This is a genomic window from Sulfitobacter noctilucicola, from assembly GCF_000622385.1.
In the GTDB taxonomy this organism is placed as follows: Bacteria; Pseudomonadota; Alphaproteobacteria; order Rhodobacterales; family Rhodobacteraceae; genus Sulfitobacter; species Sulfitobacter noctilucicola.
Genome location: NZ_JASD01000008.1, coordinates 2,287,472 through 2,306,775, shown reverse-complemented (window position 1 = coordinate 2,306,775; position 19,304 = coordinate 2,287,472). Strand labels below are relative to the sequence as shown.

19 protein-coding genes are annotated in these 19,304 nt (G+C 57.3%); 15 read left to right on the top strand and 4 right to left on the bottom strand.

Translation table 11 applies throughout. The annotated features are described in order from the left end of the window. Positions 1-11: 11 nt before the first annotated feature. The 5 genes from Z946_RS0114950 (at position 12) to Z946_RS0114930 (ending at position 3,742) form a co-directional block, all read left to right on the top strand. Positions 12-350 (top strand): P-II family nitrogen regulator, encoded by a 339-nt coding sequence (locus tag Z946_RS0114950; RefSeq protein ID WP_025056538.1) that lies wholly within the window; start codon positions 12-14, stop codon positions 348-350. Positions 351-399: 49 nt separating this feature from the next. Further along, positions 400-1,806 (top strand): type I glutamate--ammonia ligase, encoded by a 1,407-nt coding sequence (gene glnA, locus Z946_RS0114945; protein ID WP_025056537.1) that lies wholly within the window; start codon positions 400-402, stop codon positions 1,804-1,806. A gap of 161 nt (positions 1,807-1,967) precedes the next feature. After that, positions 1,968-2,213, top strand: a complete 246-nt coding sequence (locus Z946_RS0114940; protein ID WP_025056536.1) for a hypothetical protein — start codon at positions 1,968-1,970, stop codon at positions 2,211-2,213. A gap of 79 nt (positions 2,214-2,292) precedes the next feature. Then, positions 2,293-3,096, top strand: a complete 804-nt coding sequence (locus Z946_RS0114935; RefSeq protein ID WP_025056535.1) for a lytic murein transglycosylase — start codon at positions 2,293-2,295, stop codon at positions 3,094-3,096. 214 nt (positions 3,097-3,310) lie between these two features. After that, complete coding sequence (locus Z946_RS0114930) at positions 3,311-3,742, top strand: glyoxalase superfamily protein (protein ID WP_025056534.1); 432 nt, start codon at positions 3,311-3,313, stop codon at positions 3,740-3,742. 30 nt (positions 3,743-3,772) lie between these two features. Here the strand turns inward: Z946_RS0114930 and Z946_RS0114925 are convergent, their stop codons facing one another. Next, positions 3,773-4,483: a heme-dependent oxidative N-demethylase family protein gene (locus Z946_RS0114925; RefSeq protein WP_025056533.1), complete on the bottom strand. Its 711-nt coding sequence runs from the start codon at positions 4,481-4,483 to the stop codon at positions 3,773-3,775. A gap of 126 nt (positions 4,484-4,609) precedes the next feature. Between Z946_RS0114925 and dddP the strand changes: the two genes are divergently transcribed. Both dddP and Z946_RS21150 read left to right on the top strand, forming a co-directional pair. Further along, positions 4,610-5,950 carry a dimethylsulfonioproprionate lyase DddP gene (gene dddP, locus Z946_RS0114920; protein ID WP_025056532.1) on the top strand — a complete coding sequence of 447 codons (1,341 nt, stop codon included), beginning with the start codon at positions 4,610-4,612 and terminating at the stop codon, positions 5,948-5,950. Positions 5,951-6,252: 302 nt separating this feature from the next. Then, positions 6,253-7,323, top strand: coding sequence for a LysM peptidoglycan-binding domain-containing protein (locus Z946_RS21150; protein WP_025056531.1), 1,071 nt, complete (start codon positions 6,253-6,255; stop codon positions 7,321-7,323). A 68-nt stretch (positions 7,324-7,391) separates the two neighbouring features. Here the strand turns inward: Z946_RS21150 and Z946_RS0114910 are convergent, their stop codons facing one another. After that, positions 7,392-8,549 carry a trans-sulfuration enzyme family protein gene (locus tag Z946_RS0114910; RefSeq protein ID WP_025056530.1) on the bottom strand — a complete coding sequence of 386 codons (1,158 nt, stop codon included), beginning with the start codon at positions 8,547-8,549 and terminating at the stop codon, positions 7,392-7,394. Positions 8,550-8,706: 157 nt separating this feature from the next. On the opposite strand from Z946_RS0114910, the gene Z946_RS0114905 reads away from it, so the two are divergent. Then, entirely contained in the window at positions 8,707-9,921 is a 1,215-nt protein-coding gene (locus Z946_RS0114905; protein WP_025056529.1) for a bifunctional alpha/beta hydrolase/OsmC family protein, read from the top strand. Between the two features lie 9 nt (positions 9,922-9,930). On the opposite strand, the gene Z946_RS0114900 is transcribed toward Z946_RS0114905, so the two are convergent. Continuing rightward, the gene (locus Z946_RS0114900) at positions 9,931-10,278 is read right to left on the bottom strand and encodes a hypothetical protein (RefSeq protein WP_025056528.1); all 348 of its coding nucleotides are present in this window, start codon (positions 10,276-10,278) and stop codon (positions 9,931-9,933) included. A gap of 82 nt (positions 10,279-10,360) precedes the next feature. On the opposite strand from Z946_RS0114900, the gene purB reads away from it, so the two are divergent. The 5 genes from purB to Z946_RS0114875 all read left to right on the top strand — a co-directional run bounded on the left by purB (position 10,361) and on the right by Z946_RS0114875 (position 14,788). Then, positions 10,361-11,668 carry an adenylosuccinate lyase gene (gene purB, locus Z946_RS0114895; protein WP_025056527.1) on the top strand — a complete coding sequence of 436 codons (1,308 nt, stop codon included), beginning with the start codon at positions 10,361-10,363 and terminating at the stop codon, positions 11,666-11,668. Positions 11,669-11,789: 121 nt separating this feature from the next. Beyond that, positions 11,790-11,951: a hypothetical protein gene (locus tag Z946_RS21595; RefSeq protein WP_160170286.1), complete on the top strand. Its 162-nt coding sequence runs from the start codon at positions 11,790-11,792 to the stop codon at positions 11,949-11,951. A 190-nt stretch (positions 11,952-12,141) separates the two neighbouring features. Beyond that, positions 12,142-12,666 (top strand): tetratricopeptide repeat protein, encoded by a 525-nt coding sequence (locus Z946_RS0114885; RefSeq protein WP_025056526.1) that lies wholly within the window; start codon positions 12,142-12,144, stop codon positions 12,664-12,666. 60 nt (positions 12,667-12,726) lie between these two features. Further along, a complete protein-coding gene (locus Z946_RS0114880; protein WP_025056525.1) occupies positions 12,727-13,803 on the top strand; it encodes a flagellar motor switch protein FliG in 1,077 nt (358 codons plus the stop codon). A gap of 76 nt (positions 13,804-13,879) precedes the next feature. Continuing rightward, complete coding sequence (locus tag Z946_RS0114875) at positions 13,880-14,788, top strand: lysophospholipid acyltransferase family protein (RefSeq protein WP_025056524.1); 909 nt, start codon at positions 13,880-13,882, stop codon at positions 14,786-14,788. Between the two features lie 17 nt (positions 14,789-14,805). Here Z946_RS0114875 and Z946_RS0114870 read toward each other — a convergent pair whose 3' ends face one another. Beyond that, the gene (locus Z946_RS0114870) at positions 14,806-15,504 is read right to left on the bottom strand and encodes a DUF1223 domain-containing protein (protein ID WP_025056523.1); all 699 of its coding nucleotides are present in this window, start codon (positions 15,502-15,504) and stop codon (positions 14,806-14,808) included. A 238-nt stretch (positions 15,505-15,742) separates the two neighbouring features. On the opposite strand from Z946_RS0114870, the gene acnA reads away from it, so the two are divergent. Both acnA and Z946_RS0114860 read left to right on the top strand, forming a co-directional pair. Further along, entirely contained in the window at positions 15,743-18,532 is a 2,790-nt protein-coding gene (acnA, locus tag Z946_RS0114865; RefSeq protein ID WP_025056522.1) for an aconitate hydratase AcnA, read from the top strand. A 96-nt stretch (positions 18,533-18,628) separates the two neighbouring features. Continuing rightward, positions 18,629-19,303 (top strand): SDR family NAD(P)-dependent oxidoreductase, encoded by a 675-nt coding sequence (locus tag Z946_RS0114860; RefSeq protein WP_025056521.1) that lies wholly within the window; start codon positions 18,629-18,631, stop codon positions 19,301-19,303. The last annotated feature ends 1 nt before the right edge of the window (position 19,304 follow it).

Genomic DNA, 19,304 nt, shown 5'->3' with positions numbered 1-19,304 from the left:
GAGGGGAACACATGAAAAAGATCGAAGCGATCATCAAGCCGTTCAAGCTGGATGAAGTGAAAGAGGCCCTTCAGGACGTTGGCGTACAAGGTCTGTCCGTGGTCGAAGTCAAAGGATTTGGCCGCCAGAAAGGTCACACCGAACTCTACCGTGGTGCCGAATACGTCGTCGACTTCCTGCCCAAGGTTAAGGTTGAGGTCGTTCTGGACGACGATCAGGTTGATGCTGCCATTGATGCGATCATCTCCGCGGCCAAAACCGAGAAAATCGGCGACGGGAAGATTTTTGTATCTCCCATCGAACAAACTATCCGCATCAGAACCGGCGAGACCGGCTCAGACGCACTGTAATCGGCATACGCCAACCCATCTCTACCTCTAAGGAAAAGGACACTCCCTGATGAGCACCAAGGAATTTTTGCAGACTCTCAAAGACGAGGACATCGATTACGTCGACATCCGTTTCACTGACCCACGCGGCAAACTTCAGCACGTGACAGTGGTTTCGGATCTGGTTGACGAGGACTTCCTTGAAGAAGGGTTCATGTTCGACGGCTCCTCCATCGCAGGGTGGAAGTCTATTGAAGCGTCAGACATGAAGCTGATGCCGGACGTCAACAGCGCCTATGTCGACCCCTTCTATGCAGAAAAGACGATGTGCGTGCACTGCTCAATCGTTGAGCCAGACACAGGCGAAGCCTATGACCGCGACCCGCGCGGCACAGCACAAAAAGCCGAAGCCTACCTGAAGTCCTCCGGCATCGGTGATATCTCCTACTTCGGTCCCGAAGCGGAATTCTTCCTCTTCGACGATGTTCGTTTCTCCAACACAATCAACAAAGTATCCTACGAAGTTGATGCGACAGATGCGTCGTGGAACACCGACACCGAGTACGAAATGGGCAACATGGGCCACCGCCCCGGTCTTAAGGGCGGCTACTTCCCTGTGAACCCAACAGACGAAGCACATGATCTGCGCGCAGAGATGCTGAGCACGATGAAGCGTCTGGGCATGAAGGTCGACAAGCACCACCACGAAGTGGCGTCTTGCCAGCACGAGCTGGGCCTGATCTTTGGTTCCCTGACAGAGCAAGCCGACGAGCTGCAGAAGTACAAGTATGTGATCCACAATGTGGCGCACGCTTACGGCAAGTCCGCGACATTCATGCCAAAGCCGATTTATGGTGATAACGGTTCCGGCATGCACGTGAACATGTCTATCTGGAAAGATGGCAAGCCCCTGTTCGCAGGCGACAAATACGCCGATCTGTCACAAGAAGCCCTGTGGTTCATCGGTGGTGTTCTGGGCCACGCGAAAGCTCTGAACGCTTTCACCAACCCGTCCACCAACAGCTACAAGCGCCTGATCCCGGGTTTCGAAGCACCTGTTCTGCGCGCGTATTCTGCACGTAACCGTTCCGGTTGTGTCCGTATTCCATGGACAGAAAGCCCCAAAGCCAAGCGCGTTGAGGCACGTTTCCCTGATCCCGCAGCAAACCCCTACCTGTGCTTTGCAGCGCTCCTGATGGCCGGCCTTGACGGCATCAAGAACAAGATCGATCCGGGCGAAGCCATGGACAAGAACCTCTATGACCTGCCTGCAGAAGAGCTGGCGGATATCCCGACAGTATGTGGTTCCTTGCGCGAAGCACTGGAAGAGCTGCAGTCCGATATGGACTTCCTGCTGGCCGGCGATGTGTTCACCCGCGATCAGATCGAAGGCTATATCGAGCTGAAGATGGAAGAGGTGCACAACTACGAGCACACACCACACCCTGTCGAATTTGGCATGTACTACAGCTGCTAAACGACACTCAGATTTAGGGAAAGGGCGTCCGGTTTCGGGCGCCCTTTTTCGTTGGACGTGCTGAAAGTGGCCGCAGACTTACCCAGACTAAGACAAACCCTTGCCCCAATTTCGCCCCAGATGTCACCGATATCCTAATTCGGGGATAGGAGAGCACTGCCATGCCAAAGTCACAGACGTCATTCGATGAGCGGATCAAACGTATCAACAGGGGTCAAACCTGCGACAGCTCTGCGACTGTAGGTAAAACCAAGCATCGCCGTCCGCTGCGGGCACGGATGCTCACGTTTCCCTTCTTTGTTGGCGTTGGTATCCTGACAGGCGGTACGGCCTACGCCTTCGCTTCCGTTCAGCCTGACATGCAGTGGGTCGCCCTGCTGGCCGATCAGGCGCAAAAACTCCTCTGACGCACCAACCGCACGGTTCCCCTTTGAACCTTGGTTAAACCTCGGTAAACTGTCGGCAACAGTTTTAAGAGGTGCTCTCATGCAAATTCTTCGTACAGTTCTTTCCAGCGTGGCCACCTGTGTCGTGCTGAGCGCGCCCGCGCTTGCTGCGCAGTGCGGCAACTCCGGTGGCGGCTTCGGTCAATGGAAAGCGGCCTTCGCTTCCGAGGCACAAAAAGCAGGCGTTGGTCAGCGCGGCCTTCAAGCGCTTGCCAATGCCCAATACGCGACCGGCACCATTCAGGCAGACCGTAACCAGAAATCCTTTAAATACTCCCTGTCAAAGTTCATGCAGGTACGCGGTGCCGACACAATCGTGGCACAAGGCCGCAAACGCAAATCGCGCAATGCGGGGTTCTACCAGTCGCTTGAGCAAAGATACGGCGTGCCTGCGGGTGTGCTACTGGCCATTCATGGCATGGAAACCGGCTTTGGCGGCTTCATGGGCAAAAGCGAAGTTGTTTCCGCAATCACCACACTCGCATATGATTGCCGACGCTCCGCGTTCTTTGTGCCCCATGCGATCGGGGCTCTCAAGCTTGTGGATCAGGGTGCAATCACCAATGCCACCAAAGGGGCCAAACATGGCGAGCTGGGTCATACACAGTTTCTGCCAGGCAATGCTCTGAAATACGGCGTAGATGCCGATGGCAACGGACGCGTTGATTTTTACAACCAGACCGACGCGCTGGCCTCTACCGCGAACTTCCTGCGCAAAAAGGGTTGGAAACCCGGTCAGGGGTATCAGGAAGGTCAGCCAAACTTCAAAGTAATCAAGCAGTGGAACGCCGCGACTGTTTATCAGCAGGCGATTGCGATCATGGGTGCGCGGATCGACGGATAAATCTGCCACAGTTCGACGACGAGATGACAAGGCCCGGCCGCGCAGTGCGCCCGGGCCTTGTGCGTTCCAGTCGCACCCCCTATATGCCGCTCAAGGGTCAGGCCCCTGCCGTCCGCATTCCGGTGAAGTCCTGAGTTGAATACCAAACCTTCAATCTCGCTGATTGATGGGCAACGCGGACCCCCTTTCGAGCTTGCGAGAAGGAGAGTTTGATATGACCGATACTTCAATTCCGTCCCGCGATGTTCTGAAATCGCAGGCAAAACGTCTGCGTCAGGATCTGGCCGGGCGCGGACAAACCATCACCCACGCGCAAGCGCTGGAAACTATCGCGCATCAATGGGGTGCGCGTGACTGGAACACGTTGAGTGCCAAAGCGGCACAGCACCATCCCGGATGGGCCCCTGGTCAACGCGTTTCCGGCCGCTATCTGGGCCACGCTTTTGCTGGTGAGGTCAAGGCGGCGCGGCAGGCGGCGAACGGTTTTTGGGCGCTTACCCTACGCTTTGACGAGGCGATAGACGTTGTCACCTCTACCCAGTTCAGCGCTTTTCGCAGGCAGGTGAACACGACGGTAAATGCCCAAGGTCATTCGCCGCAAAAGACCTCTGACGGGCAACCACACATGGTCTTGCACGTCAGCTAACCTACAGGGCCGCTGCCATTCGTGGCGGCCCTACGCGTTGTTCTTCACCACATGGGTATGAATGGCGAAAACCACCGCATTCGTGCGTGGCATGCGCAATATACACTGCCGCTCTGACCTTATGTAATCGCCTGATCCACCCACCTTCCTGTAGGGCTGGTGCAGGTCTGCATCACTGTATTGGAGCCGGTTGAACCGCCATAGCGGCCTGCCCTCCCTGACCCCGTCGAACAAGCGCTGGACCCGTCGCCCAATGTTTGCGTCGTATTCGTCTACCGGTTCATGGATTGCCATAAGTGGCTTGCCCGCTTTGTCTGCCAACCTCCAGTTCGCCGGAAAACACAATACAGCACCGGTCAGCACATGCTCTTGCCCCTGTTTTTCCAGAATGCAGATATCCTGCTGGATCAGGTGGCCCAGTGTCAGCAGCGGTCTGTCTGCGTCAATCGGTACGGAGCGTCCGTCCGGGCAGGAAACGCTATCCGCTGACACCCCGAACCCAAGTTCTGGAAGGACCGCAAGCGTCTGCTCCAGAACCTCCAGCGCGGCTGCGTGGGCGGCGGGATCACACCACAGCACAGCATCCCTCCGGTCACGCAGCAGGTCGGCGCGATATGCCATCTGTGCGGCATAGGCATCATCAACGCGCAACCAGTCATTTGCGCCGCAAGGTGCCACGCCGGGCAACCCCGCTTCGCTGTACATTTCTTTCGGCAATGCATGCTGCAAAATCACTGTCATAGGCGCACACTACCAATGGGTGGCCGCGAGTCTTGCGAAAAACGACATTGGAAAACGTCGGTGACAGCCATCCATGGTCGCCCGTTTTAGGCAAGCTGGACGAGATCAGCCAAAGCGAGGCCACTCATGAACCGGCATTTCAGCGATACCCGCAAGATTGACCCTGAAAAGGGAGCGCAATTGCCTGATGGTTCTCCAAATGATGCAAACCGGGTCGAGATTGGCCCTACTCTACTTGCCTTTCGTGAATGGGAGGCCGCGGGCCTGACCCTGCCCAATCTTGATGCGATGCGCCGCTACCGGTGGGAACGCCTGACGCGGCACGTGGTAGAGCGCGATCTTGGCGGGCTGTTGATGTTTGACCCGTTGAACATACGCTATGCGACTGACAGCACCAATATGCAGCTTTGGAATACCCACAACCCGTTTCGCGCGGTCCTCTTATGCGCTGATGGATACATGGTGATGTGGGACTACAAAAACTCTCCCTTTCTGAGCGAATTCAATCCCCTCGTGCGCGAGCAACGCTCGGGCGCGGACCTGTTCTACTTTGATCGCGGTGACAAGGTTGGCGCAGCAGCGGATGTGCTGGCAAAAGAAATTCGCGACTTGATTGCAGAGCATGGGGGCGCAAACAGACGTCTGGCCGTGGATAAGGTCATGCTGCACGGACTGCGCAGCCTTGAGCGGCAGGGGTTCGAGATTGTCGACGGCGAGGAAGTCACCGAGAAATGCCGGTCTGTCAAAGGACCGGACGAATTACTGGCAATGCGTTGCGCGTCACATGCCTGCGAAACAGCAGTCCGCAAGATGGAGGACTTCGCGCGGGCCCATATTCCCTTGGGCCAGACGTCCGAAGACGATATCTGGGCGGTACTTCACGCAGAGAATATCAAACGTGGCGGCGAATGGATCGAGACCCGCCTGCTGACATCCGGCCCACGGACAAATCCGTGGTTTCAGGAATGTGGCCCAAGGATTGTGCAGAACAACGAAATTGTGGCCTTTGATACCGATCTGGTTGGCAGTTACGGCATCTGCGTCGATATTTCGCGTACATGGTGGGTCGGTGACGAAGATCCGAGGCCGGACATGATCTATGCCATGCAACACGGGATTGAGCATATCGAGACCAATATGCAGATGTTGAAACCCGGAGTAATGATACCAGAGCTCTCGGCAGGGACGCATGTGCTTGACCCTCAGTTTCAGGCCGGAAAATACGGCTGCCTGATGCACGGCGTGGGGCTTTGTGATGAATGGCCTCTGGTCGCCTATCCCGATCACGCCGTTGAAGGAGCATACGATTATCCGCTTGAGGCCGGGATGGTGCTTTGTGTCGAAGTCCTGGTGCAGCCGGAGGGTGGAGATTTCTCTATCAAGCTAGAGGATCAAGTGATTATCACCGAGGACGGGTTCGAGCGATTGACGACCTACCCCTTCGACCCCGCATTGAGCGGACGATGAAAACAACAATCCCCCATAGGTTGAATGACCCGGCAAGGGCATATTTGCTTTGACGCGCCGCAGGTGAGTTCCCTATATATAGCGAAATCTACCAGCTGTATGGGTTCTGCTGCCCATTGGCTACATTTGGTGGCGCTCTCGGGGGGGAACGGTATGCGTATATTATTGAACAGGCTGGCGGGGTTCGCTTCGTTTAAGTCGTACAACCAAAACTCACATTCCACCATAGGTAGTGTTTCTAAATCGATTCTTGCTAGATGTCCAGCCGTCAAAGCAGGCCCCGTTTCCGGAGGGTGCCGGTCATGAAAAGCTACCAGGCAAGAGCGCCGAAAGACAAAGAACCTAGGTCTACGGCGTTTGTCGCTGTGGCCATTGGCGGCACCGCGTTCCTTATCGGCGCTGCCGTTGCCTTTGGGTATGCACAGTGGTCATCACAGCAGGAAAAGCTGGCTCAGATGACGCAGATGGTCGAAGAAATGCAGGCCCGGCCCGCCGTATCGCCAGCAGCACCTGCCCCGCAGGCACAGATGGAGACGGTCACGCGCGAGGCCCCCGTGGATCTGTTGACCCCTGTTGCCACGCCGTCTGCGCCTTTCACAACGCCTGTGGCACAATCCGGCACGGTACCGGCACTACAGGCAGTTGTTGCCTCGGCCAGTCAGGATGCAGCGCTCCCCGATAGTCTGGCGCAAAGCACGGCGGAAAAGTTGCGTGCATTGGTCGAAAGCGCCTCTCTCGTGCCAGATACACCGAGCCTCGATCCAGCCGTTTTGCCTGCACCTGCACAAACCACGGAGGCAAAGATCGTCAGTGATGCCCGCCGTATTGAGACGCTCGCCGTTATTCAAGCCGGAGTGCAAGAGCTTGTCACCGCAGTGGTCAAAGGCAACTACGACATTCACACCGATTACGAAGATGAACATTTCTCGGGCCGCATCCACTTTGCCTTTGTTGGTCACGAAGAAGACCAGACCGCACTTGAAGTGTTCCTCTCGCAGGCCGCAGAGAAAGGCATCGTCGCCCATAGTGACGCGGTGGTAGATGCAGACGGCAAAGTAAACGGCCACATACTGCTGTTCGATCTGGTGGAACGCGCCTTGCAGAACGGCACACCAGAAGAGCAACGCGCAGGCGAGAAAATGCGCCGCGAGGCCGTGGCGTTGTTGGCCGAGAGTGATCCTTCAGGAAGCCCCGAAAATGCTGCGGGCGAGCGGTACTATACGGTCGAAGCCGGTGACAGCCTTGCCTACATTGCGCTGCAATTCTATGGCAATACCAAAGACTTCATGCTGATCTACGATGCCAACCGGAACAAGATCAGCTCTCCCAACAGGATTCTGGTTGGACAGCGGTTGGTGATCCCGAAAGCGTAATCAGAACCGGTTGGCGCGCCGCCTGCACATCATATTCTGACGCTGCAAGCGGCCCGATCGTGATAGCGTTACTGACCCAGCGCTTGCGCCAGATCGTTAATCAAATCATCTGCATCCTCGATACCGACCGACACCCGCAACAACCCTTCAGGGATGCCTGTATGAGGCTCGATCGTATGGCGGTGCTCGACAAGGCTTTCGACCCCGCCAAGTGATGTGGCACGGTGGAAAAGTTGCAAACGGCCCGCCGCCTTCAACGCCGCATCACCCCCGCCTCGCACGACAAAAGACAACAGGCAACCGTAGCCCCCCGTCATCTGCTCGGCAGCGATTGCATGGCCGGGATGATCCGGTAAACCGGGATAAAGCACCTCTTCTACCGCAGGATGATCCATCAGATAGGTGGCCAATGTCATCGCGTTCTTTGACATTTCGCGCATTCGCAGCGGCAGCGTGCGCATGCCACGGGTCAAAAGCCACGCTTCCATCGGGCCCAAGACAGCACCGGCCATATCGCGGTCGGCTCTTATGTCCTGCCACATCCTGCTGTCCGGATCCGCGACACAAAGCGCACCGGCCAGAACGTCGGAATGGCCATTGATCCCTTTGGTTGCGGAATGCATCACGATATCCGCGCCATAGCGCAGCGGTTGGCTAAGCACCGGAGACGCCGCAGTACTATCGACCACCAGCGTTGCTCCGACGTCGTGCGCCATCTTTGCAGCGCGCGCTACGTCTGTGATACGAAGCCAGGGATTGGAGGGCGTTTCAATCCACACCAAAGCGGGACGCAAGGAATTGCAAGCACCTTCCAGAGCTTGCGGATCGGAGGCTTCGACCTCCTCGAGGGTAATGTCACGCCGTTCGCAGAACGCCCTGATCCACGCAGTTGTGCCCCAGTAGATTTGTTTTTGCACCAGAACAGTTGCACCACTCGGCACGGTGCGAAACACGGCCGCGACAGCTGCCATACCGGACCCGAACAGCAATGTGTCTGCTGCCCCCTCCAATTGCGATAGCAACTGCTCTGCAATACGCGCATTCTCGTTATGGGACCTCAGATAGACATTGTTGTCTTTCAGAGGTGCGTAATCGACATCGCGTGCGAATGTCGTCGCCATGTGAATTGCCGGCACAACGCCACCGGTTTCTACATCAGTCGCACCAGCGGCTTGCGCCGCGATGGTTGCGGGGTGCAGCGGGCGGTTTTTCGGGGCATCGACCATGGGCTGATCCTTGTCTGTTTGGGCTATTTATGCTGCCAGCTTGCTACACCGCTGTTCCTATGCAGGCAATCTCTGTCACACCCCCGTGACAACAGCCGCGCAGGGCTTGCGCCGGACGCGCCCCTGCCCCACGTTGAGGCGGATCGGAGAGACACTTATGGCCACTGAACGCATCACCTTCCCCGGCCATGACGGCACAGAGCTTGCAGCGCGGCTGGACCTGCCCGAGGGGCCTCATCTGGCAACGGCGCTTTTTGCCCACTGTTTTACCTGCGGTAAGGACATCCCCGCAGCCCGCAGGATCGCTGCCCGCCTGGCAGGCATGGGGATCGCGGTTTTGCGTTTTGATTTCACGGGCTTGGGCCATTCAGAAGGTGAATTCGCCAATACCTCATTTACATCAAATGTAGACGATCTGCTTGCCGCTTGCGCCTACCTTGAGACGCGAAGCTTGCCGCCACAGCTGCTGATCGGTCATTCGTTGGGTGGCGCTGCGGTGCTGAAAGCGGCGGCGCAGCTGGACCAGATTACGGCCGTTGCCACGCTGGGCGCGCCTTTCGATCCCGGCCACGTCACTCACAACTTCGCAGACGCCCTGCCTGAGATTGCCGCCAAAGGGTCGGCAGAAGTCTCGCTTGGCGGTCGGCCCTTCAGGATCGGGCAAGCCTTCGTTGAGGACGTGACCCAAGAACAGCTCGCACCGGCGATTGGTCATCTGAACGCGGCACTGCTGGTTATGCACGCCCCGCAGGACGCAATTGTCGGCATCGACAACGCCAGCAAGATTTTCGGGGCTGCGAAACACCCCAAGAGCTTTGTGACTTTGGACAAGGCGGATCATCTGATCACCCGCCCTGAAGATGCTGAATATGCCGCCGACGTGATCGCTACATGGGCAAGGCGGTATTTGCCGCTACGTGCCCCTGCACCGCCCCCCGGTGCCCCCGAGGGGATCGTGCGTGTGTCAGAAGCCGACCCTGACGGATACCTACAAGATGTTCATGACGGTCCGGCACATCACACTTTGGCTGATGAACCGCTGGCCTATGGTGGTACCAATCGCGGGATGTCGCCTTACGGGTTCCTATCGGCCGGTCTGGGGGCTTGCACATCCATGACGATCCGCATGTATGCAAGGCGCAAGGGCTGGCCACTGGAACATGTGAGCGTCGACGTGAGCCACGACAAGGTGCATGCGCAGGATGCGGAAACCGGCAGTGGCGACAAGATTGACACTTGGCGCAGGCGCATCAAACTGACCGGCGCGCTGGATGCCGAACAGCGCCAGAGGCTTTTGGAGATTGCCGATAGATGCCCTGTGCACCGCACGCTTGAACGCTCTTCCGAAGTGCTGACAGAACTGCTGCCTTGAGGCCCGACCTCAATTGGTCACCCGAAACACCCCTTCGGTCATGTCCCCTGAATTGTCGATAAAGCGCAGGCGCTTGCCCGATTGTTGGATGTCATAGCACGTCCACAGGTCCGAAGGCGGCCACATGCTGCAATACCTGTCCTGGCGCACCTCCCAGTAGCCCCAGCTTTCATGGCCCGAGAAATACAAGGTGCGGCCAGAGGCACGAAAATCCTGCCACTTGTCCTCGTAGTCAATGATCGTATCGGTCAGCGCACTAGCAATCGCGGGCCCGTCAAGCGCGGTCCATTGCACGCCATCAGCCGTGGCCTGAAAAGCTGGCAGAACCAGCAGAATCATCATACCGACACGCATCATGAGGAGCTCCTGACTTGTTCTTGCGGCGCCTTCAGTCTATGCCGCGCGTAATCTGCAAAACAGTCACAAAAAGGTGTGTTCCATGATCCCCCGCTATTCCCGTCCCGAGATGGTCTCCATCTGGTCGCCCGAGACCAAGTTCCGCATCTGGTACGAGATCGAGGCCCACGCCTGCGAAGCGATGGCCGATCTGGGCGTCATCCCGCGCGAGAACGCGGATGCGGTATGGAAAGCAAAAGACGTAACTTTTGACGTGGCCCGCATTGACGAGATCGAGGCCGTTACAAAGCATGATGTGATCGCCTTTCTGACCCATCTGGCCGAGCATGTCGGCAGCGATGAAGCGCGTTTTGTGCATCAGGGGATGACGTCTTCGGATGTGCTCGACACTTGTTTCAACGTACAGCTGACCCGCGCAGCGGATATTCTGATCGCGGATGTCGAAGGGCTGCTGGCCGCACTGAAGCGTCGTGCGCTGGAGCACAAGGACACCGTGCGCATCGGACGGTCCCACGGCATTCATGCGGAGCCCACCACAATGGGCCTCACATTCGCACGTTTCTACGCCGAGATGGACCGCAACCTTGCGCGTCTGCGTGTCGCGCGTGACGAGATCGCCACCGGTGCCATTTCAGGTGCGGTTGGCACCTTTGCCAACATCGATCCCAAGATCGAAGAACACGTCTGTGCCCAACTTGGTCTGAAACCCGAACCCATCTCGACGCAAGTGATCCCCCGGGACCGCCATGCTGCTTTCTTTGCGGCCCTCGGTGTGGTGGGATCGTCGATTGAAAACATCTCGACCGAAATCCGCCACATGCAGCGCACCGAAGTGCTTGAAGCCGAAGAATTCTTTTCTGCCGGTCAAAAAGGGTCTTCCGCGATGCCGCACAAGCGCAACCCTGTTTTGACTGAAAACCTGACGGGTCTTGCACGTCTGGTGCGCATGGCCGTTGTTCCCGCGATGGAGAACGTCGCCCTGTGGCACGAGCGCGATATCTCTCACAGCTCGGTCGAGCGCAACATCGGTCCCGACACCACCATCACGCTGGATTTTGCGCTGTCACGTCTGACCGGTGTGATCGACAAGTTGGTCATCTATCCTGACAACATGCTGGCCAACATGAACAAATTCCGTGGTCTGGTAATGTCTCAGCGCGTATTGCTGGCGCTTACCCAGGCCGGTGTCAGCCGCGAAGACAGCTACAAACTGGTGCAGCGCAACGCGATGAAAGTCTGGGAAGAAGGCAAGGATTTCAAAACCGAGCTTTTGGCCGATGCAGATGTTTTGGCAGCTCTCAGCGCGGAAGAAATCGAAGAGAAGTTCGATCTTGGCTATCACACCAAGCACGTCGACACGATCTTTGCGCGGGTATTTGGCGACAGCTGAGTGCACGATATCGCCTAGAAAACAGGCGCGCTGCGGCACAAGTTGTCGCAGCGTCAGCAAGGTGTTTGAAAAACGCGGAGTTCGGTGTACCTTCTTTTTATCAACCAAGAGGAGACCGACCATGAAGATCAAGACCCTTGCGATTGCTGTGGCTCTAACAGCCCTGCCCACTTTGAGCCTCGCGTCCGGCTGCAACTACGGTAAAGAGCAACAGGCGATGTCCTGTGCTGCAGGCTCTGAATACGACAGTGCTACAAAAACCTGCCTGCCTGTCAGCACCTGATCCGGCAACATATCGGACAAGAAACTGCGCAGACCTGTTGGGGTCTGTGCTTTGAATTATTTAAGACATTTTCAACAAAAATGACGTTCCGCGAAACTTTCGCACTCACAGTGACGTGTAATTATTTCAATATTGCTTGGCCGCGAGAAGATTTAATCTATTTCCAGGCCATAGTCCTTAGGAGAGACCCATGAAACATTTCATTCTTGCAGCGGCCTTTGCTCTGCCACTTGCAACGACAGCCGCCGCAGCGGGTGGTGCGAACGATAACGCCCCGACCAAGCCCAAGTGCGAAAAGGGCATGATCTATGACAAAAAGACCAAGACCTGTGTAAGCGCGCAGGAAAGCAATCTGGATGTTGACGGGCTTTATGAAAACCTGCGCGAGCTGGCCTATGCCGGTCGCTATGCAGATGCCGAGCTGGTTCTGGCGCAGATGCCGCAGGACGATGACCGCACACTGACATATCGTGGTTTCACCCAGCGCAAGCAGGGCAACATCGACGCAGCGATGGATTTCTACGCGCAAGCCTTGGTCGCAAACCCGGCCAACATTCTGGCGCGGTCCTACATGGGTCAGGGTCTTGTCGAACAGGGTGAGGTCACGCAAGCGATTGCCCAGTTGCGCGCAATTCGCGCACATGGTGGCACAGGCACATGGGCCGAAGCATCGCTGCGCACGGCCATCGCAACGGGACAGACATTTAACTACTGATTTCAGCCTTTATTCACCTTTCAGCCTGATAACCCTGCTGACCCGTGGGGACTGGCTTGAATGAATGATATTGTGCCGATGAACAGCTTTGCACCGCTACCGGGAACCACCGGTGGCGGTGCTTCTGTTTCGCTCAGCCGCCGTGCCAAAGCCGCGATTGTTGTCCGCCTGTTACTGAATGAGGGGGCCGACATCCCGCTGGAGGAATTGCCTGACGAGTTGCAGGTCATCTTGACCCATCAGATGGGCACCATGCGCACGGTGGACCGCGACACGCTTGGCGCAGTGGTAGAGGAATTTTCGGCGGAACTTGAACGGATCGGCCTTTCCTTTCCCAAAGGAATAGCCGGTGCGCTCGACTCGCTTGACGGTAAGATCAGCCACCAGACTGCCGCACGTTTGCGCAAGGAGGCAGGCGTTAGACAGTTCGGTGATCCGTGGAAACGCTTGCGCGAGCTTGGCATTGATGCCCTTCTGCCAGCGCTTGAAACGGAAAGCATCGAAGTGGCAGCGGTGATGATGTCAAAGCTGCCGGTGGCCATGGCCGCGGAAATGCTGGGCCGCATCCCCGGTCCAAAGGCCCGCAAGATTACTTATGCAGTATCTCTCACCAGCGGTGTCACACCAGAAGCCGTGGACCGGATCGGCCTCTCTTTAGCCACACAGCTTGATGCCCAGCCTGCCCGCGCCTTTGATGCAGATCCCGTTGCGCGGGTCGGGGCAATCCTTAACAGTTCGACCACGCTGACCCGTGACGATGTGCTGACGGGGCTGGATGAGACCGATCAGGGTTTTGCAAATGCGGTGCGCAAAGCGATCTTCACCTTCGGCAACATTGCCACCCGCATCGCGCCGCGGGATATTCCACGCATCCTACGCGAGATTGACCAGCCGCAACTTGTGATAGCGCTTGCGGGCGCAGAGACGGCAGGCTTTGCCACGTCGCGCGACTTCATTCTCGAAAACATGTCAGGGCGCATGGCAGACCAATTGCGCGAAGATATCGACGGCGCAGGCAAGGTCAAACCCGCCGATGCCGAAGCGGCCATGGCATCGGTGGTAGAGACCATCCGCGAGATGGAGCAATCAGGCGATCTGCTGCTGATTGTCGAAGACGACGAGGATACCGTTGGGTGACACATCGGACTGGCCGCTTGTTGACCCTGCCCCTGCGGGCTATGTCTGACCGGAATGCACAACCGACCCGGGGCTTATGTCAGACCGATCCAATTCAGACGACTTTCACGCACATCCGGCGGGCAAGGCCAGCGATTTTCTGACCAACGCACTCATTGTCGGTCTGATCCGGCTGGCGCTGGCCTTGCCCTACGCCGCGCGCATCCGCTTTGTCGGCTGGATGGTGCAGAAGGTTGTCGGACCTGTCGCCGGATACCGTGCGCGTGCGCTCGATAATCTGGAACTGGTCTGGCCCGACATGCCAAAAGCAGAGCGGGCCCTGATCGCCAACCGCTGCCTGAATAATGTCGGGCGCACGCTGATCGAAAACTATTCCGCCCGTGATTTTCCGCAAAAGATGGCGAAAAACGTCCCCCAAGGTCCAGGCGTCGCGGCACTGGAAGAAGCGACCGCCCAAGGCCGACCCGTTATCCTGGTTACCGGACACTTCGGCAACTACGAGGCCACACGCGCGGCCCTTGTGGCACGGGGTTATGACATCGGCGGGCTCTACCGCGATATGAAGAACCCCTATTTCAACGCCCATTACGTCAAGACCATGGAAGCCTTCGGCGGTCCTGTTTTCCCACAAGGACGCAAGGGCACTGCCGGTTTCGTGCGGCACCTCAAAGCTGGCGGGCAGCTGGTGTTACTGTTTGACCAGCATGTCTATGCGGCACCTGTGCTGGATTTTATGGGATTGCCTGCACGCACCGCCGTGTCTGCCGCCGAGCTTGCGTTGCGTTATGATGCGCTTTTGATCCCGTTCTACGGCATCAGGCAACCTGACGGATTGAGCTTTGAGTGCGTCCTGGAGGCCCCCATCCCCCCGAGCGATCCCGAAACCATGACCCAAGCGTTAAGCGACAGCCTGTCTGCCCGCATCAAGGACAAACCCGAGCAATGGTTCTGGGTACACCGCCGTTGGCGCGGGGACGAAGTCTGAGGCAGGCGAGACGGCGTTCAGCGCAGACGCGCTGCTGCAACGATAGGGCCTGCGTTCTGTTCCTGAATGATCACGACCACCGGCAGGGTGCCGGCGATGTCGGTTTGCATATCCAACGGGCCTGCGCCATCCCAGCTTCCCAAGACCGTCCAGCCCTCGACGATGTTGGCATAGCTATAGGTGTGCCCCCGGTTTTCACCCCGCTTGATTTCCGTGGTCTTCTCGGGAGTGTAGCGCAGCATATGCACCGTGAACGGACCTTGTACATCGCTGACCGCGCGGGCGTTAACGGTGAGTTTACCTCCAGAGCGGGCCAGATCGAGTGCGACGCGCCGGGGCGCACGGGCATGCGCCGCTATCGCCTCCGAGAGTTTCATCGGTTTCGCACCCACGATATCTGTCTCTCCGTTGACCACCATCTCGGGCGTATAGATGGACCGCCTGTCGCCCGCTGCAGCATAGGCCCGCTGCCGCTCTGCATGCGCGGGATCGCCGAAGGGGTCCTTCCAGCCGATGTAATCCCAGTAGTCCACATGCAATGCCAATGCGATGACATCCTCACGATCGGCCAGTTCATGCAGTAATGCATCTGCCGCCGGACAGCTGGAACATCCCTGAGATGTATAAAGCTCAACCACAACAGGATTTTCTTGCGCCCAAAGCGGAGAGCCAAGGGCGGCAGTGAAGCAGAGCAAAGCGGCGCGCAGGTTTTTCATGTGATTCCAATCACCGTAAATCCAGAACCACTGAGTTCTAGACCCAAGGATTTGAAATGACCAATCAAGGTTTGTTGAGACTCTGTCATCCGAGTTGCCTTCACTTTCATTCAATTTCTGTACACCATGGTATACAAAAATCGCAAAACCCCACGAATAGTGGTTGATCCGACACCCTGACAGTGGCATTTAGGCCCCAACATCCCAGTAGCCACAAGCCCCAGAAAGGGAGTTTCTCATGACGATTCAAGTCGGACAGGACACAGCCAAAACCCGCAAAACCATTACAGCAGGTGATCAAAAGATCGCTTACTACTCCATTCCTGCCGCGCAGGAAGCAGGGCTTGGTGACTTTTCCAAGCTGCCAGCGGCGCTGAAGGTCGTGCTGGAAAACATGCTGCGCTTTGAGGATGGCAAGACCGTCACCGTGGAAGACATCAAAGCCTTCGCTGAATGGGCGACCAAAGGCGGCAAGAACCCGCGCGAGATCGCCTATCGCCCTGCCCGCGTTCTGATGCAGGATTTCACTGGTGTTCCTGCGGTTGTGGACCTTGCCGCGATGCGCGACGGTCTGGTGGCACTGGGTGGAGATGCTGAGAAGATCAATCCGCTGAACCCTGTTGATCTGGTCATCGACCACTCTGTCATGATCGATGAATTCGGCAACCCGCGTGCGTTCCAGATGAACGTGGACCGCGAATACGAGCGCAACATGGAGCGCTATACGTTCCTCAAGTGGGGCCAAAAAGCATTTAACAACTTCCGCGTTGTGCCCCCCGGCACCGGGATCTGCCACCAGGTGAACCTTGAGTATCTTGCCCAGACTGTCTGGACCGACAAAGACCAGAACGGCGAAGACGTGGCATACCCCGATACGCTGGTCGGCACCGACAGCCACACAACCATGGTCAACGGCATGGCCGTGCTGGGCTGGGGTGTTGGCGGTATCGAAGCCGAAGCTGCGATGCTGGGACAGCCGATTTCAATGCTGATCCCCGAAGTCGTCGGTTTCGAGCTGACAGGCCGCATGATGGAAGGCACCACAGGCACCGACCTTGTGCTTAAAGTTGTCGAAATGCTGCGTGAAAAAGGCGTGGTTAGCAAATTCGTGGAATTCTATGGCGAAGGTCTGAACCACTTGCCTCTGGCCGACCGTGCGACGATTGCGAACATGGCACCAGAGTACGGCGCGACCTGCGGTTTCTTCCCGATCGACGGCGAGACACTGCGCTACCTACGCACCACGGGCCGTGATGAGGACCGGATCGCGCTGGTCGAAGCCTACGCAAAGGAAAACGGCATGTGGCGCGGCGACGACTACGCCCCGGTATACACCGACACGCTGTCGCTCGACATGGGCACAATCGTCCCTGCGATCTCCGGTCCGAAGCGTCCGCAAGACTACATCGCGCTGACATCCGCGCACACCGCTTTTGCCGAATACGTCAAAGGCGTGCGCGAGGGCAAAGACGCCTCTGTCAAGGAAGAAATCCGTTGGGAAGGTGAAGGCGGTCAGCCCGAGCCAAAGGACATCCCCGGTGACGAAGGCCACCACAACCGTGGCTACGTGATGACAGACGATGGCCACTACCAGCTACACGACGGTTCTATCGTAATCGCCTCAATCACATCCTGCACCAATACATCCAACCCCTATGTGATGATCGGTGCCGGTCTGGTCGCCCGCAAAGCCCGCGCATTGGGTCTGACACGCAAGCCTTGGGTCAAGACGTCGCTGGCACCGGGATCTCAGGTTGTGAGCGCCTATCTTGAGGCCGCCAACCTGCAAGAAGACCTTGATGCGATTGGTTTCAACCTCGTCGGTTACGGTTGTACGACTTGTATCGGCAACTCCGGCCCGCTGGAGCCTGCGATCAGCAAGGCGATCAACGATTATGACCTGATCGGCACCTCGATCCTGTCCGGCAACCGCAACTTTGAGGGCCGCATCTCACCGGATGTACGCGCCAACTATCTCGCATCACCCCCTCTCGTGGTGGCCTATGCGCTGGTCGGTGACATGAACCACGATCTGGCCAACAGCCCGCTGGGTCAGGACAAAGACGGCAATGACGTCTACCTGCGCGACATCTGGCCAACGACACAGGAAGTTGCAGAGCTGGTTGAGCAGACTGTTACGCGTGAGGCATTTCAGACCAAGTACGCAGACGTCTTCAAAGGCGACGAAAAGTGGCAGGGTGTTGAGACAACGGACGCCAAGACATACGATTGGCCACCTGCCTCGACATATGTTCAGAACCCGCCTTACTTTCAGGGCATGTCACCTGAGCCGGGCGTGATCACCAACATCGAAGGCGCGAAAGTGCTGGCTGTTTTGGGTGACATGATCACCACCGACCACATCTCCCCTGCCGGTTCGTTCAAGGAAAGCACACCAGCGGGTAAATATCTGACAGAGCGTCAGGTAGCCCCGCGTGAATTCAACTCATACGGTTCGCGCCGCGGTAACCACGAGGTGATGATGCGCGGCACATTTGCCAACATCCGCATCAAGAACGAAATGCTGGATGGCGTTGAAGGCGGCTATACCAAAGGTCCGGATGGCGAACAGACATCAATCTTTGATGCGGCCATGGCCTATCAGGAAAGCGATACACCTTTGGTGATCTTCGGCGGTGAGCAGTATGGCGCGGGTTCTTCCCGTGACTGGGCGGCCAAAGGTACAGCGCTGTTGGGAGTCAAAGCTGTTATCGCCGAGAGCTTTGAGCGTATTCACCGTTCCAACCTTGTTGGCATGGGTGTGATCCCGTTCGAGTTCACGAACGGCGATACCCGCAAGACACTCGGCCTGACTGGCGAAGAGACGGTATCTATTTCCGGCCTCGACACCATCAAGCCACTTCAGGAAGTGCCTTGCACCATCACAATGGCGGATGGCACCGTGAAAGAGATCACTCTGAAATGCCGCATCGATACCGCGATTGAGATCGAATACATCGAGCACGGCGGCGTGTTGCACTACGTTCTGCGCGATCTGGCCAAAGGCGATGCAATCGCTGCTGAGTAACCAGCCAATCTCATAACGATTAAAAGGCCCCTGCCCGCATCTTGCGGCAGGGGCCTTTTTACTTGAGGGTGAAGCCAGTTATCCAAGGAGAGCGTCATGAAACCTGTGGTTTTGGTAACAGGTGGGGCACGCGGCATCGGCAAAGCCATAGCTGCGGCTTTTTCATCCGACCATGATGTGGCCATCACCTATCATACGACCTCTCCCGATGCGGCGATGCAGGTCTATGCCGTCCAGGCCGACCTAGGCGATCCTCAGAGTGCGCAGCAGGTTATCGACGCTGTGATCCGCAAATTCGGGCGTCTGGACGTGCTGGTGAACAACGCCGGTGCCATCGCGATGGACACCGATGACAGTGCGTTGATTTACGCAGTAAATGTCGCGGCTCCCGTGGCACTGCTGAACGCTGCGCTGCCGCACCTCAAGCGTGGTGCATCTGTTGTGAATATATCGTCTGTAAACGCAGTACTGCCCGCAATGGGAGCTGTGTTCTATTCCGCGAGCAAAGCAGCGCTGGACACATGGACACGGGGCATGGCGAAGACTTTGGGGCCAGACGGTATCCGTGTAAATGGTGTGGCCCCCGGCGCGATTGAACGTGTTGAGCAGCCCCGCCCGCCTGAACTGGTAAACGCTTTTGTCGAGATGACCGCCTTGGGCCGCTGCGGTGTGCCGGAGGACATCGCAAAGGTGGTGCGCTTTCTGGCCTCGGATGCAGCTGGATTTATTACCGGAGAGACGATTACCGTCTCGGGCGGCTACAGGCTCTAGC